The following is a 16,297-nucleotide window of genomic DNA, read 5'->3' as shown; positions in this document are numbered from 1 at the left end:
AAAAATCTTGCTCTACTCACCATTTAATTAAACCATTAATTAAGTTGGATGCCATACAACTTGATACGTTCAATTAACTCTCTATGGGGTAATAATTGCGATTTGAGTAATGTAACCTGCTTGCCTAATTTCTCGGTCATTACCGTGAAAAGCCTTTTCTCTTCATCATTTAATTTCCTCTCTAATTTTGACTCAAAGTCTGAGCCATAAAGTACATATAAGTAATTTTCTAAATTGAAAAATTCTAGCGTAGAAGTAAAGTCATAGGCAGTCGGCATGTGATAGCGCCACAATTCTAAATGTTCTTTTAATGTGTCTGGAATACTTATTTCATTTTTATTATCAACCCAAAATGGCGTATCCATTCGTTTAGCTATGACATAATGAAGTTTAATAAAATCAATCACCCGATTCCAAGCATTCGATACGCGCTGATTATAACGATTAGCCACAAGTGGCATAACGTCAGTATTAGCAGGAAAACATTCAGCTAACATTCTGGCTGTCGCATCAAACATAAGCAGACCAGTCGCTTCTAAAGGTTCAACAAAACCACTCGACAAACCAATCGCAACACAGTTACCTTGCCACGATTTCTCTCTATACCCCACCTTCATCGGTATGTGTCGAAACGAGACTTGTTCTGCTTTACCAAGATATTCCCGCAATACACTCTCAGCTTGCTCTATTGATGAATATTGACTGGAATACACATAACCAACACCACGACGTTCAGACAAACCGATATCCCATATCCAGCCAGCCTCTTGTGCTGTTGATTTAGTGAAACAAGGGATAGGCGTATATTTATCTTCATAAGGAAGCTGCACAACTAATGCTGAGTCGACAAACAAAATGTCACTCTTATCAACGAAGGGAACGTTACATGCGCTGCCAATGAGTTGAGCACTAAATCCAGTACAATCAACATACAAGTCCGCATTCAATACACCAGCATTATCAGTATGTAACTCTAAGATATGTCCCTGAGCGTCTATTTTTGTATCAATGACTTCTGCAAGAAGATGTTTAACGCCTAACTGTTCAACACCAAATTTGGTCAACATCTTGGTAAACTTTGCAGCATCGAGATGATACGCGTAATGCATAGCACCTCGATATTGAGGCTGTGTCATCACTTTAGGTCCAAGTCCCGCATCAATCAAATGACCTTGAACTGACACAAGATCAGCGTAGCGGCCTCTATCTGAAAGAGATTTATTAAGCCACGTTGAAGTAACGTCTTTAAAGTAGGGATAATCAAATAAATGGTGATAGTACTCCCCTGAATTGGGTTTATTCCAATCAATGAATTTAACACTCTGCTTAAATGTTACATCACAGCAACGAATAAACTCATCTTCTCGAATACCAAAATACTTTAATGTTTCGCGTAACATAGGCACTGTCCCTTCACCAACGCCTATAGTAGGAATGTTCGGGGACTCAACTAACATAACTTGTATTTTAGGTGTTCTAGCATTCAACTTTTTAGCTAAATGACAGGCAGAAATCCAACCTGCAGTTCCGCCACCAACAATGACGACACTCTTTATATTTTTTATTGAAGTCATGACCTATGCCTGCTGATTACTTAAACGCTCAACTCGATTTCTTCTTTCGCTAGGCGATTAATTTGATGTAATGAGTTCAAATGGCTGTAAATTGGCGCTAAAAGGCCTCGTTGCTTGATATCTAAGAACTCATCTGAGCTGAGTTGATTTAACTTAGCTTCATCGATGAAATAGATACCATTTATGCCGCGTTTTTCGCCTTTGATGTCAACGGTAAGACTTTGGGGAGAAAATAATTCTTTTTGAGCAAAAAATGCAATAATTGCCTTACTCATTTGCTCTTGTTCGAAGTTTTTTATAATACTGTCTTTACGCAATCTTAAAAACGCAGTTTCCTCTCCTCCTTCAAACAATGCATTTCCCTTATCAGTGCTCACATGAGCGCTTTCTTCTCGTATCCCCACCCATACTTTATCCTGCTGTTCAGTACTCAACATTAAACCAAACGGATAGTTTTTAAGTATATTTGGAATATACAGCCCTAACCATTTGCCATCTTTTTGCTTCAAATTCTGTCCAGGTTTTAATCCAAGCATAATTACGGACTGATATTCTCCTGTTTCACTATTTTTAACAAAAACAACAGGAGCATCTACAGCAGCAAAGGCAAACTCATAAATTGAAATGGGTAGTAAGTGTTGCGCAGCAACATGTTCATAAGTGGTAGGAGTCACTTTCAGGTGCGCATGTTTTGCTGAGTCAAGTGGGGTGATTGAATTAGTCATATGAGCTCCTTGAGGGCTTCTTCTGATTGAATATTATTGAGATATGAAAAAGGGAGCAAGCTCCCTTTTTCATTTATACCTGAGTTAAACCGAGATTAGAATCGTACGCTAGCGCCTAATGTAATTCGGCGGGCCATGTTGTATTCAAATACAGGGAAGCCATCCGTAAAACCACTTAGATTAGATTGGAACTGATTGTTACCAAACTGACGTGAACCTTCTTCTAACAGGTTATTACCATCAAGTTTAATATCCATATAATCAGTAACATGCCAAATTGCACTCAAATCCAAACTACCAAATGCATCGTGTAAACGATTACCGTATGAACCAGTTTCACGGATCATATATTCACTACGCCAGTTATATGCTAAACGAACTTGGAACAAATCGTTTTCAAAATAACCAGTTAAGTTATATGAGTGCTTTGAACTATCGCTTAAGAACGGGTTGCGATCTGTATATGTATTTGGGCTAGTTTCACTATCAGTATAAGTGTAGTTAACAATTGAGCCAAAGCCGTTCCCAAAGTCTTGTTGATATTGCAGCTCTAAACCTTGGATTGTCGCAGATTCGCCATTGGCTTTCTCTTGCACAGTCCAACCACCAGCAACTTCATCAGGTTTTAACGTGCCAGTAAATGGGATATCGGCGCTATCTGCATGGTACTCACTAAAGGTTACGAAGTTTTTAACATCCTTCATAAATAAAGCCGCAGAAAGTAATGACTCTTCATTGAAATACCATTCAATGCCTAAGTCTATTTGATTAGCAATAAATGGTTTTAACCCGATATTGCCAACAACCCATTTTTGGTTATTAGGCACATCATCATTTGCACCTAAAACGTTAGGGTTAACATACATGTCATCATACTGTGGACGAGCCATAACTCGAGCCGCTGATGCGCGCAATATGAGATCTGGTGCTAAGTCGAATGCTACGTTTAAGCTTGGTAACCATTCCCCATAATTAGCTGAAGCATCGGTTTTCTTACCATCAACATAGTACGTTGAGGTCGCTTCAGTACCCGCATAACGCACACCAAAGTTACCGCGTACACCTTCTGATGCAAAGTTAGCCATCACATAAGCAGCATAGTTATCTTCATCAATTTCACGGTATGAACCAAAATCTTCAGTCTCACCGATGATGCTCGATTTAGCCCAATCTTTTAGTGCATCTGGATCAAAACGAATAATATCGTATTCACTTGTTCCTACAGCAAAAGTACCAGTATTTAAGCCTGCTGTTGATATGACGGGATTAAAGTCATCGGCTTGTACAAAGTCAAAACGGCGACTCGTTGTATTATGCTTCGCATATTTCAGACCCGTTTTAATGGCATTAACCACACCTAGATCTACATCAAACTTAATATCTGCTTGAATATAAGTTTCATCATCTGTTTTTGGTGTTTTATTAAAGTTACTGCCAGTACCCATTGCAAGCGAACCTGGATCATAAGTGGCTGTATCAAAACCATTTAAATCCCAAGTTTGATGACCATTGGTAAAGTCATAAGTCGCACCATTTAATGCTGTACCACCCAGACCATCTTCAACAACCATTTCAAAATCGGTACCACCAGTAGAACTTGTATCACCGATTTGAGTCGTAAACTGGTATCCATCACCGCTATATTCCATCTTCAAGTCGAAAACTTGAGACTTCATTGTCGCTTCACGAGGGCGAGCTTGCCAATATGCTAAGTTAACAGGGCCTGCAACTTGAGAACCTGACTGTGATGCATCTGGCTTATCACCACCACATAAACCGCAGCCACCAATCCATTCCGTGTTATCCCAAGCACCAGAACCTGGAGCCCCTGACCATGAAGTGTCAGCTTGCGTAAACCATAATGCGTAGTTGGTGTTGTCCGCGGCCATTTGCATGTCCATCGCGTTAAACACAAAGTTTAATGAATCAGACGGGGCATACTGGAATGTTGCAGCAATAGCTGAACGTTCGCGCTCTTGTTCAAATGCGACAGGGCCAGCACCCCATTCCCAAAAAGCTTCATCACCTTGACGCTGCAAGCTACGATTTTGCATAACGCCAGAAACTAATACACCAAAAGTTTCATCATCATTCTTCCAGCTACCTAAGCCTGAAAATTGTGGATCTGTTTCACCCGAATCGCTTTGATATTGAGCTTCAGCAGAAGCAAAGAAAGTCATTGAATCCATATCCAATGGCTTACGGGTATTAACTACAACAGTACCACCCACACCACCTTCAGCTAAGTCCGCTTGAGATGATTTATAGACTTCTAAGTTACCAACTAATTCAGATGGTAATAATTCATAGTTAAATGAACGTTTTGCAGGCTCAAGAACAAACCAACCTGTTGAAGCTACGTTTTGTCCATTCAGAGTTGTCAAAGTCAGATCTTGACCCGCACCACGAATTGAAACACCCGCGCCTTCACCAAATTGACGCTGGATCGTGACACCAGGAATACGTTGCAGAGATTCTGCAACGTTTTTATCCGGAAATTTGCCAATGTCTTCAGCAGTAATCGCATCCACAGTACTGTCTGAGAAGCGTTTAGCATTTAAGTTAGCTTGCTGGGAAGCGCGAATACCGCGAACTTCAATTTTTTCAATATTTTCAGGTGCTGCGGTGGTTGCCACGGCGTCTGCAGCAACAGCGCTGATGGATACAGCACTGCCGAGTAGGATAGCAATATTTGTAGCTAGTACAGTTTTCTTAAAGGTTGATGGTCGCATCTCGTTTCCCTTCCATAACTTTATTATCGTTTTAGTATTCATAACCATTCCCTGAGGAATGACAACGCTGTCATGTCTAGTGCAAACATTACACAATAATTAACAGCCTTGCCACAACAAAATAACGATGGAAGCAAAAAAATGTCATAAAGCAGAATGTTGAATCAGTATTTTTATTAAAAATCATTATAAAACATGAGCTTTAATATTATGACGTAAACTTACAACTCCAAGCATAATTGTAACAATGATAAATTAACGCCAATTTGTAACAATTCAGGATTGCTAAGCACATCAAAAGCTCGCACTATAAGATGTATAAGTCAGAAAAAACTGATAAAAAATGTAAGCTTGTAAATTGCTGGTAAAGAATTTACGTTCATAGAACAGTTAAACCCCTCGCGACCTTAGACAAAGAGTTTTTACATCAATGAAAGTCACTATCAACGACGTAGCTAAATATGCTGGAGTGTCTATCAAGACAGTATCCCGTGTAACCAATAACGAACCTTCAGTGAAGCAGGCCACCGTTGACAAAGTGAACGAGGCGATAAAAGCACTTAACTACCAACCTAATTTAGCGGCAAGAAATCTAGCAGGAACTAAATCCTATGCTATTGGTTTTATTTACGATAACCCAAACGCTTACTATATTATTGATATGCAAAATGGGATCTTGTCAGCCTGTAAAGACAAGGGCTATGAACTTGTCATCCACCCTTGCAATGCCAAATCAGAGACCATATGTGATGAGCTTACAGCACTAGTCAAATATTCTAGGCTCGCAGGATTAGTACTAACACCTCCCTTGTCAGAAGATCCTAAAGTACTCAAAGCACTCACTGAAATTGATGCTAACTATGTGCGCATTATTGCGGGAGAAAAAGACAACGATCAGAATGGATTGACTATTTTAGTCAACGATAAATTCGGTGCAGTTCAAATCACCCAGCATCTGATTGATTTAGGCCACAAGCATATCGCTTTTTTAAGCGGAGATTTACACCATGAATCCACCAAAGAGCGATTACTTGGTTTTAAACAGGCATTAACAATAAATAACCTAAAGCTGAATGAAAACTACATAATTGAAGGGAAGTACTCATTTGAGTCCGGTGTTGATGGCGCTAACAAGCTCATCAAACTAAAAAATCGCCCGACGGCGATTGTTGCTTGTAACGATGAAATTGCCGCTGGTGCACTTTTTGCGGCTCGTTTAGCGGGTTTAGACATACCCGTTGATTTATCAATTGTCGGTTTCGAAGATAGCCCATTCTCACGTCAAACCTGGCCTAAACTTACCACAGTACATCAGCCAAACGCAGAAATAGCTCAGGTTGCTACTGAATTATTAATAGCAAAACGTCGCGAGCAAGATGCCATATATTCTAGAACCTTTACTCCTGAACCTATCATTCGTGACTCGTCGGCAATTCCTAAACAATAAAAAAAGAGAGCATATATGCTCTCTTTCTATCTCATAAATCACATAGAAATCAATGTAATTTGAGCTTCGGACGCTGCCACTTCAATAACTTTTGTGCCACTCGATACACAATTGCCGAAAACCAACCATAAAGGCTGGCTAAATGCCTCTGATACAAAGAGATATACATCAATCTTGCTATATGGCCTTCAACAAAGAAAGTGCCAGAGCGTAGGTTCCCCATTAAATTGCCTACCGCAGAGAAGCGGCTTAAAGAAACTAATGAGCCGTAATCTTTATAAATAAAGGCCTTTTCAGGCTTACCTTGTAATCGATTAACGATATTATCAAACAAGGTATCAGCCATCTGAGCTGCTGCTTGCGCCCTTGGTGGAACAGGCTGGCCAGAACTTTGGATTAATAGAGCGCAATCGCCAAGGGCGTAGATATCTTGATGACCTTTCACTCGCATACAATCATCAACTTCTACCTGATTTCGCGGAGTAATGGGCAGTTTTGCAAAATGCTGAAATGCTTTTGGTCCTTTGACACCGGCAGCCCATACTTTTAAGCCTGCTTTAATCACATCGCCATCTTGGGTAATGAAACCATCACGAGTCACTTCTTTAACTTGAACACCGATATGTAAACGTATACCAATCTGATCAAGAACAGCTTGAGCCCTAGCGCTTACACGCTCTGGTAATTGAGGAAGGATTTTGGGTGATGCTTCAATCAAATGCACATCAAGATGATGCTTAGCGATATTCAGATAGCCGTACTCTTTAACAGACTCAATGACATGATGAAGCTCTGCTGCCAATTCAACCCCTGTCGCACCCGCACCGACAATACCAATGCTGACTCTTTCTTGCGTTTCGTTTAATTGAAGTAAAGCGTCGAGTAATTTATGATGAAATAAATTGGCATTTTCAAGGCTGTCTAAGAAAATACAATGCTCATCAGCACCTAATGTATTGAAACTATTAGAAACTCCACCCAATGCAAGCACTAAAAAATCATAATCGATTTGTCGCTGCTCTAAGAGCAACTCGCCTTCATCATTATAGACTGCGGCTAACTGAATCGATTTAGCATCCGGCTCACACTGCTCTATCTCACCACGAATATAGCGATAACCGTTTTTAAGTCCATGATCGCGATAGAGTAAACCTTCAATAGATTGATCTATCACACCTACAGCGACTTCGTGTAATTTAGGCTTCCATATATGAATAGGACTTTTATCAATTAAGCACACATCGACGACATCACTACCGCCCCATTTACGGCCCAACTTCGATGCAAGCGCTAAACCAGCAGCACCACCACCCACGATCACTATTCTTTTTGTAGCCAAAATGACAACCTCATAAAACTCATTTGCGAGGCTAAGTTATACCATGTTACAGATAAGAGATAACTACATTAGTTGAGTAAAACAGGCGATTTTCCATTAAAGATATTTCAGAAACCCAGCAGTACTATTTAGTTTTTCCATATGCTTAGGCAACAAAAAAGGGCCACTAGGCCCTTTAGAATCGTTCGTAAGCAGTTTATACCGCTTCTTCGTTTTCTTCACCCGTTCGAATACGGATAACACGTTCAACATCAGTGACAAAAATTTTACCATCACCAATTTTGCCTGTGCGGGCCGTTTCAACAATGACATCAATTGCTTGGTCGAGCAGATCGTCTTGGATCACTAACTCTATTTTTACTTTTGGTAGAAAATCCACCATATATTCGGCACCACGATACAACTCTGTATGCCCTTTCTGACGACCAAAACCCTTAACCTCCAGTACCGTCATCCCAGTGATACCAATTTCTGCAAGTGATTCGCGCACATCATCTAACTTAAATGGCTTAATAATGGCTTCAACTTTTTTCATTAAAAATTCCTCATCCCTTGCAATAACATAAACAAACAGAATAACACTAGCTTACACGGGGTTACGTCAATATTGAAGTGAATGTAGTGCTTTACTCATAAAACACAGTTTCTATAAAATCGCTTTTAGCACATAAAAGTCTAAAAAAAGTACTATGAATATTGCCTCAGATTTTATACTTACATTCTAACCAGCACTAACTCGCTCGCGGGATGCAAGCGTAAAATAACAAGGATCTGTTATGAACTTCCATCGAAAAGGCTTTAGCCTGATAGAACTTATCACTACGATATCGATTTCAACAATCTTGTTAACAGTTGGAGCTCCTTCCTTGACCGAGCTCAGTGATCAGATAAGAGCTGATACCAATATTAAAACTATCCAGCAAACACTTCAATTTGCGCGAAATACAGCTGTTAGTTATGGTTATAGGGTCACAGTATGCCCACTCGTAAATGGGAAATGCACTCAAGATTGGCAAAAGGGATTAACAATTTTCATTGATACAGGTGTAGTCGAAAGCCTCGATGCTAACGATAAAATTATTAGGGTCATTGATGAATTCGATTCAAAGGATTTTTTAACATACAATAAAAGTTCGATAAAATTTCAACCTGATGGATTAGCTTCTGGAAGTAATGGTACTTTCAAGTATTGCCCACGAACAATTGATAGCAAAAATTCCCGTGCAATCGTTGTTAATCAGGCGGGTAGAGTTCGCCTTTCTACCGCAAAGAATATCAATTGCGATTAAATTTAAATATATACTCCCTATTTAAATTTAATTATATAAAAGCAAGAAAATCAATTTATTGGGTATATTGAAAATATAGAATAGATACTGACCATTAGAGTCTCCTCGCATATACTTAGCTAAGTTTTAACGAGGATAGCTACATGTTAATTATTTCAAGAGGATTTACCTTAGTCGAACTGATGGTCACAATTGCCGTAGCAGCAATCCTACTAGCCATAGGGGTTCCATCACTTACGTCGCTATACGAAGGGACACGCAGCGCTAATGAAATACGAAAAATTAGTGATGTGTTTGCTTTTGCAAGAAACCAAGCTGTCAACTATGGCGCAACAGTAACAGTCTGCCCATACGCGGCATCACCATGCGGCACAGACTGGAATAAAGGATTCAGTGTATATATTGACAATGGAGGTGCCAAGAATGTATTGAAAGTGATCGATAGTTTCAATACACACGATGTAATTTCCCTATCAGGGCCCGCCGATAAAAAAATTGATTTTACACCCGATGGTTTAGTCTCAGTTGAAACATCAATTATCTATTGTTCAAATGGGCAAAGTGACAATTCTAAAAGCATCAACATTAGCACTTCAGGTTTAATAAAAGAGGGCGCAGATGGGAAAAGCTGCACATAAACTATGGGAGACTAAATCTACCGTTCACTACCCTAAAATAATATTATCCTTAAATCGTTCGTTGTTAACATTTAAAAATACATGCTGATGTTTATCTAGGTGTTAACTTATCCAAAACTTGCGCCTTAGTATTAGTAAATTCAGCGTTTAATGCGACACACTCCTCAACACTATAGATGTAATATTTCGATCCATCATTTGATTGGCGAGTAGTACCAACAAGGCTAGCCATTCTCACATTCATTTCACTACTCTTCCAATGATAGAAGGCAATCTCAGCACTTTTCTTTGATGTAATGTAGCATTTGAAGTCTTGTTCGCTGACTGTCGCTCCAGAGTCAGCCCAAACTAAGCTTGGTAAGAAAGCCACCGTTATAAAGAGGTTTATTAATTTCATTTCCAACACTCCGCACTCGGACCTTTTGCCCCAGTATCTGATATTGTTAAAGAAGAGCACGAGGCATCACGACTAGCCTGAACCCCTTGAGCAACTGCCTTAATCGTAAAGCTTGATTCACCACTTGATGATACAGAGTAATGTTTATGCTCAGTGATATAAGGGTTTGCCCCTACAAGTTTTGTTAAATCAGTAGCATATTTTTTATTATCGAGATAATACTGTTCCTGCAAGTTTGCTATACGCATCAAAGCAGCTAACCCTTCTGATCTTGCACTCTGAGCAATGTATTGCGTATAAGAAGGGTATGCAATCGATGCCAAAATACCAATGATCACGACGGCGATCATCACCTCTATCAGGGTAAAACCTTTAAGTTGAACCTTCATAAATTAATAACTCATTCATTTATATGATAATAAATTTTATTAACACCTAACCCAGAAGCAACGTTGATTGTACCTGTATAATCCCCATTTTCATTTTTCTCACCTTTACCAACTCCAATAATATAGATATACGGATCTTTACCGGATTCAGGTGCAGGAATAACAATCTGCGGTGTATCCGGTACACGTTCACCCAGTTCATAATATAATTGAGAAAAGGATCTCGTTCCTTTGTGCAAATCGAACGGATATAACTTGCCAGAACCAGACACCAAACACACGTTATCGGCAACCGAGTCAGCAGGGGGAGAATAAGAAGTGAAATAAACTTTGCCTTGGACAATCAAGGCAGCTGTTAAACTCTTTTCACCTAGACCACTAAAATCATAGAACCAGCCGAGTTTTTTACCGAAACTTATGTTGTCGGCTTCAGACGCAGGTGCAGTAGAAGTCACATCATAGAGATCATTGATTGTGATCGCCTCGGGAACATCACCGCCAGTAAAACTCTTAGTCACCACATTACGATCTTGCAATGTAAAAAACATATCATTGATATCAGTAGATGATGGGTGGGGTCGCGTTCCACTTCCAATCACCACCGCATCATAGGGAACATTTTGATAAGTTTTAGTCGTAGTAGTACCACTCTCTGTTGTCACCTTAACTTCGGATAAATTAGTAAACATCGTTTGTGCTACAACAGGTTCAGCATAAAAACGACGATTATTACTATCAGTACCACCTAAAGAAGCAAATTTAAATGCACTCCAACTCGACTTACTTGCACTTGGAAGATCAATGCGCCAGACATTTGCACCGACATCGGAGGCATAAATCCTATCTGTATACCCATCATTATTACTATCAAGTACGGCGACTGAGTTTGGAATGCTATCCTGAATTCCCGAAAGTACTGTTGCACCCGATGCAGAGCCACCAAATGAATGAATCAAAGTTCCCTTCTCTGCATCGACAATATAAACCGCACGACCTACCGGAGAAGATGAAGGAGTTGCATCAAAACTAACATCGTAGCCACCACCAAAAATGAGTACAGGCTTTTCATAACCAACGATTTTCGTCACTATAGGCTCAGACCATGTTTGTCCAAGATCAGAAAAACCATCCGTTGATGGATTAATAGTCCACATTAGAGAAGGGCTATCAGGGTTTGTCACATTGAGGGCATAATAAGACGAGCCACCTCGACGCATCCCCATATAGACCCATGCTTTAATCACTTTACCCTCAGCATCAGTTTCTGTGTAAGCAACTGGAGATGAATCCATTCCGTATACTGTGTGTACACCTGAAGGATCATTACTTCTCAGTTCTGTTAAATTAGGCAATAACTCATAGGGAATAAAGCCCCAAGTCTCTGATACAGATTCGCCCGCATCTTTAAACATATGCACAACACCTTGATTAGTGCCAAGCATGATACGAATATCAGTCGCGCTTTTTGTGCCGAAATTGAGTGCTAGTGGCTTAGAATGAAGAGGATCACCCATAACATCATTACGTTTATCTGTCGTACTACCATCTTTATTATCGTCGTCGACATCTATCCCATTAAGCCAATTTAACGTATTAGCAAGCTCATCTACGCTAGTTCTCATATAGCTAGCTAGCGCAGCATCACCGCCTGCTGCAGTTTGTGCATTAGCAAGTGTTAAGGGCGTTAAACTGGAGGACCCATTTAAGTTACTTACAATATTCCTAACTTCTTGCTTTCTGATTTGTGCCGCGACTCCGCCGACTTCAACTTTATTCCCATCCTTTTGCGCAACACAATCCGACCATATAGTACAGGCACCATCTTTAATATTGCCGTTATCTGCTATAGCTGCATTCCCTTTACTATCAACCAATGTTCCATCTGCGGTTACTTTTAATTTTTTTAAATTACCGCTCCAACGAGGTCCTTTGCCTGGGAGAAACATAGCGTAATAAGCGGCATCAAATGTCTGAGTCCTATCAAAATTATTACTAGCAATACTTGGAGATGTAAAACTTGAATCAATATTCAAAATATTTGATAACGCATCATTAAGTGCATTCTGTAGTTCAAGACTGTTTTGAGCAGCAAAATATAAACCACCACCTCTTTTAGCCGTCTCAGCAAGTAAAGGTGCGGCATCTTCTGCACCTTTACTAAAACCAATAGTATAAGTACGAACATTCTGCATTTGTTCAGTATTTGAACTGTCCAACTTGTTAATTAAGTCGTTATTAAACATATAACTAGCTAATGCGGGCAAATAGCTTGCTGTATCTAGATTTTTAGAAAATGAAGAGTAATCCCCTTCTTTACTTCCTGTGGCAGTTAAACTAATAACGTCATTATTCGCATTTTTATCAACTGTTGGAGAGCCATCAGTGACATAGATAACATAAGCAATATCCGTACATACTTTAAATGGACTTGCGTAGTTACCACTCTTCTCCACTAAGCTGTCATACGGTGGTTTATTTCCAACATAAGAGCCATAATCTGTATCACTATGACCATATTTAACGCCCTTACCGGCAAAATAACGGTAAGCTTCATACATAGTCTCACATAGTGGTGTATTTGTTTTTGCCAGCAAATTATCAATAGTAGTTAATAAACTCGCACGCGTACTATCCGTCATCTGAGTAATGCCAGATACAATTCGACCACCGTCTCGATTACCTTCATTTGGATAATTATAATTAAATACAGCAAGTCCAAAATCCACTGTTGGAGTTGAACTAATAATATTAGAAATCGCTTTCTTCGCAATTTCTAGTCTTGAAACTTTTACCGTTGGTAATTTTCCCGCTTTAGATAATCCGTACCATCTTAGGTAATTATCAGTGTACAAGGTAATAGGTTGTCCAACACCAAAGTCAGTATTATTGGCTGCGGCTAAAGCATTGGTCCAAGTTGTTCCTGGTAGTGAAGAAGTAAAATATGGATACGCTTTCTTTTTACTACCTGACCCCGTTGTTACCCCATTAGCAGGAAATCCATTAGGATATGATGATGAATTACTCGGATTTATTTGAGAAATATCTTCCCAACAATCAATTACTTTTATTGCAGTACCATTTGTTTCAGGTAGTTCTTTCCAAACGCCAGTAGTACCACTTGATGTGAACTCTCTTATATACCCAGTAAAACGACCAAACTCTGCTAATGCAGCTTTGCTTTGACTACATCCATTTAAACTAGCTTTAAAATTACGCTTATCAGAGCTAGTATCAGGGGTGGGTAATCCCCCACCGCCAACAGCATAATAAATAAGAGTATCACTATACCCAGAACCACTTACGGCTGGGTAGTCATAGTTAGGGTCATAATCTACAACCTGAGTAATTTCTTCAGTTGACATACTTCCTGAGTTATCAAATATAACGAGCACTTTAGGTCTTGCGCCCGTTCGAGTTGTTGATTCTTTTACATATAACTCAGTATCGTCACCAAAGGAGAAAGCCGACACAAAAGTCAGCGCAAGTAGTATAGAACAAGCCAGCTTTTTAATAATCATATCTAACTCCCAGTTAAAACTTCTTGCTCCACACCTGCGACAACAGTTAGTTGGCCCAGTTTATCTCTACCAAATTCTGCTGTACTACTAATCTCAACACGCCGACAGCTAATTAAATTACCACTATTTGGCCTTGTACTTCGCTGGCATCCAACATCTTTTGCACTAATGACAACATTACCTGCAGCATCAACTTCATAAGGAATTGGCGTTAACGTTTGGTTAGAACCAAATTCAACCACAGATGAAATCTCAGATAGTTTGGCTAAGCTAGCACCTTTATTGGCTTCGATTGCCGCCTCTAAGCCACCATCAGCAACAGACTTAGCCTCTATACGTTCTGATCCTGCTCCAGACATACGCATAGATTGGGTCGAATTAACAGCCAAAGCGACACCAATAATAGTCATAAGCAACAATATGATAAGTGCAAAAAATAATACAATTCCTTTTTGCTTTTTCATCTTACCAACCTTCTAATTTCTAATTAACACTGGATTTGCAAGCACCATAGTCGTCGAAACTATCTTGCGTCGATAATGATCATTCAAATTTTTAATTTCCTTATCGCCAAGAGTATAAGTAGTTTCATTGGTGTAACTTTTATCTTCATCAATAGCGCGAACCAACAAGAAAACCCTTAAGGCAACAAGTCTTTGAAATAATTCGTTGTCCCACATTAATGTGGTTACATTTTCTGCTGGCATAAAACTATCGGCGGTATCATCTCCATTACTATCAAAACCATAAAGAATACGCATATTCTCAATGCCTTCAACTAACTGCTCTTCGTTATTCATGCCATTATTCTTGGTTAATGTTTTTCGGCGTAGAACAGGTACAGAACCATCATTTTTAATAAAATAAATATGATGCTGATATTCCCAAAAACGAGCATTTTCGAGTACTGGATTGGGAGGATTACCGCCTTTAAACATCACAGCTTCACTCGAAGTTGCAGCCATATAAAAACGCTCGCCATTGGGATTAGTCACTGGTGGGCCAACTAATCTTTTAATTTGAATGACATCCGTATTCTGATTCACACCTGATAAGCAACTTAATGTATCCCCACTCTCGCCCTCTTCATATCCCCATAGACGCCTAAAGTGTGCAGGTTCTGCATTAGGTAAAGTACCGTTATTTACGCCTGCACCAATACAATCATTTGCAACACCATCCCTCAAGGTCATATTGGTTCCAAGTACAAAATCAGTTCCCGTTATGTCCCCCATAAAACCTAACTGACTAATATCTCTTTCCATGAGCGACAAAGCAATTCGTCCATTTTCTTGCAATTGGTTAAACTGGCTCGTTGTGATCACATTGGAAGAAGACATACTAAACATGCCAAAAAGCCCAAGAGTGAGAAATAAGCCAATGACCATAGAGACCATTAGCTCAACCAGCGACATCCCTTTCTCACAGTTTTTTAAATTATCCATACATAGTTAACCTAAATAATCATTGTCGAAAGAATAAAAAGCCGCCTACGCGTACCAATATCTTCTCCACATTCACTCCCAGAATAACTTGTACCCGCGCCCTCTCGGATCCCTCTCCACGCAATTGCGACCGTTACAGTTGAACCATCTACATTAATGCATGCTGTTGGAGAGTCTAACCCACCAACATTCTGGCTATCCATAACTTCGGCAGCCCCCATAAAACTCTGTTCCCACTGGTAAAGATCCCAAGCTTCAGTCTCTTCTGGAGTACATATACTCACTGCGCCAACAGCAACGTCACAAACATTGCCTGGTTTATTAAGAGAGCCAGTATACTCACCAGCGTAATTACCCAGCTGCGATCTATTCAGCTTCATTCGATTAATTATGTCGTTTGCATAATAGGAGGCTTGAGTTTGCTGAAAGGATTCAAAGCTGCCACGCTTTGCAACAATATGCAGATTAAAAATACCAATTAAGCCAATGACTAAGATCACTAACGCAACAAGCACTTCAATTAATGAGAAGCCCCGTTGAACCCCCCTTTGTGTCAACCTTTCGATTTTAGCCATATTTTTGACAAGCTTTTCAGCTATTTACCTTTTAAAATCTTAGTATTACGATAAAAATCACCAACAGTTAATAATAGATGAGTAAAATGTAAGTAGCCAGTAACATTAGCACATAAGCATTGACATCATTATGCTTTGAATGAATTTGAGACAGTAAAGAATCCGCCTTCTTAGAAGGCGGCTTTGACTTGCCCCTGGAAGGGGCTATTCCAAGAACCTACATCATCTG

The 16,297-nt window shown here is 39.6% G+C and carries 14 protein-coding genes; 3 read left to right on the top strand and 11 right to left on the bottom strand.

Annotated features, from left to right (window positions below; all coding sequences use genetic code 11):
* Window positions 1–35: 35 nt before the first annotated feature.
* The 3 genes from GWI56_RS20710 to GWI56_RS20700 form a co-directional block, all read right to left on the bottom strand.
* Window positions 36–1,574 carry a tryptophan halogenase family protein gene (locus GWI56_RS20710; protein WP_198573933.1) on the bottom strand — a complete coding sequence of 513 codons (1,539 nt, stop codon included), beginning with the start codon at window positions 1,572–1,574 and terminating at the stop codon, window positions 36–38.
* A gap of 20 nt (window positions 1,575–1,594) precedes the next feature.
* Window positions 1,595–2,299, bottom strand: a complete 705-nt coding sequence (locus GWI56_RS20705; protein WP_198573932.1) for a SapC family protein — start codon at window positions 2,297–2,299, stop codon at window positions 1,595–1,597.
* A gap of 95 nt (window positions 2,300–2,394) precedes the next feature.
* Window positions 2,395–5,031, bottom strand: coding sequence for a TonB-dependent receptor (locus GWI56_RS20700; RefSeq protein ID WP_242068457.1), 2,637 nt, complete (start codon window positions 5,029–5,031; stop codon window positions 2,395–2,397).
* A gap of 430 nt (window positions 5,032–5,461) precedes the next feature.
* On the opposite strand from GWI56_RS20700, the gene GWI56_RS20695 reads away from it, so the two are divergent.
* Window positions 5,462–6,478 (top strand): LacI family DNA-binding transcriptional regulator, encoded by a 1,017-nt coding sequence (locus GWI56_RS20695; protein ID WP_131525952.1) that lies wholly within the window; start codon window positions 5,462–5,464, stop codon window positions 6,476–6,478.
* Window positions 6,479–6,527: 49 nt separating this feature from the next.
* Here GWI56_RS20695 and GWI56_RS20690 read toward each other — a convergent pair whose 3' ends face one another.
* Complete coding sequence (locus tag GWI56_RS20690) at window positions 6,528–7,817, bottom strand: NAD(P)/FAD-dependent oxidoreductase (protein ID WP_028760910.1); 1,290 nt, start codon at window positions 7,815–7,817, stop codon at window positions 6,528–6,530.
* 196 nt (window positions 7,818–8,013) lie between these two features.
* Window positions 8,014–8,352 carry a nitrogen regulatory protein P-II gene (gene glnB / locus GWI56_RS20685; protein ID WP_028760911.1) on the bottom strand — a complete coding sequence of 113 codons (339 nt, stop codon included), beginning with the start codon at window positions 8,350–8,352 and terminating at the stop codon, window positions 8,014–8,016.
* A 241-nt stretch (window positions 8,353–8,593) separates the two neighbouring features.
* On the opposite strand from glnB, the gene GWI56_RS20680 reads away from it, so the two are divergent.
* The gene (locus tag GWI56_RS20680) at window positions 8,594–9,106 is read left to right on the top strand and encodes a GspH/FimT family pseudopilin (protein ID WP_198573930.1); all 513 of its coding nucleotides are present in this window, start codon (window positions 8,594–8,596) and stop codon (window positions 9,104–9,106) included.
* A 143-nt stretch (window positions 9,107–9,249) separates the two neighbouring features.
* The gene (locus tag GWI56_RS20675) at window positions 9,250–9,744 is read left to right on the top strand and encodes a GspH/FimT family pseudopilin (protein WP_028760913.1); all 495 of its coding nucleotides are present in this window, start codon (window positions 9,250–9,252) and stop codon (window positions 9,742–9,744) included.
* Between the two features lie 91 nt (window positions 9,745–9,835).
* On the opposite strand, the gene GWI56_RS20670 is transcribed toward GWI56_RS20675, so the two are convergent.
* From GWI56_RS20670 to pilV, 6 genes are read right to left on the bottom strand one after another with little or no spacing between them, the layout of a single operon-like run.
* A complete protein-coding gene (locus tag GWI56_RS20670) occupies window positions 9,836–10,141 on the bottom strand; it encodes a TapY2 family type IVa secretion system protein (RefSeq protein ID WP_113941310.1) in 306 nt (101 codons plus the stop codon).
* Window positions 10,138–10,530 (bottom strand): type IV pilin protein, encoded by a 393-nt coding sequence (locus GWI56_RS20665; RefSeq protein ID WP_028760915.1) that lies wholly within the window; start codon window positions 10,528–10,530, stop codon window positions 10,138–10,140. Before GWI56_RS20665 ends, GWI56_RS20670 begins: the two co-directional genes overlap by 4 nt.
* 11 nt (window positions 10,531–10,541) lie before the next feature.
* Window positions 10,542–14,048 (bottom strand): PilC/PilY family type IV pilus protein, encoded by a 3,507-nt coding sequence (locus GWI56_RS20660; RefSeq protein WP_198573929.1) that lies wholly within the window; start codon window positions 14,046–14,048, stop codon window positions 10,542–10,544.
* Window positions 14,049–14,050: 2 nt separating this feature from the next.
* Complete coding sequence (locus GWI56_RS20655; protein WP_105249936.1) at window positions 14,051–14,512, bottom strand: PilX N-terminal domain-containing pilus assembly protein; 462 nt, start codon at window positions 14,510–14,512, stop codon at window positions 14,051–14,053.
* A gap of 12 nt (window positions 14,513–14,524) precedes the next feature.
* Window positions 14,525–15,493, bottom strand: a complete 969-nt coding sequence (locus tag GWI56_RS20650; protein WP_028760918.1) for a PilW family protein — start codon at window positions 15,491–15,493, stop codon at window positions 14,525–14,527.
* Between the two features lie 11 nt (window positions 15,494–15,504).
* Window positions 15,505–16,092: a type IV pilus modification protein PilV gene (pilV, locus tag GWI56_RS20645; RefSeq protein ID WP_198573945.1), complete on the bottom strand. Its 588-nt coding sequence runs from the start codon at window positions 16,090–16,092 to the stop codon at window positions 15,505–15,507.
* Window positions 16,093–16,297 lie beyond the last annotated feature (205 nt).

It is taken from the genome of Shewanella sp. DW31 (assembly GCF_015767295.1).
GTDB lineage: Bacteria > Pseudomonadota > Gammaproteobacteria > Enterobacterales > Shewanellaceae > Shewanella > Shewanella oncorhynchi.
Note: the sequence above shows the minus strand (reverse complement) of the source record. Positions and strands in the feature narration are given on the sequence as shown.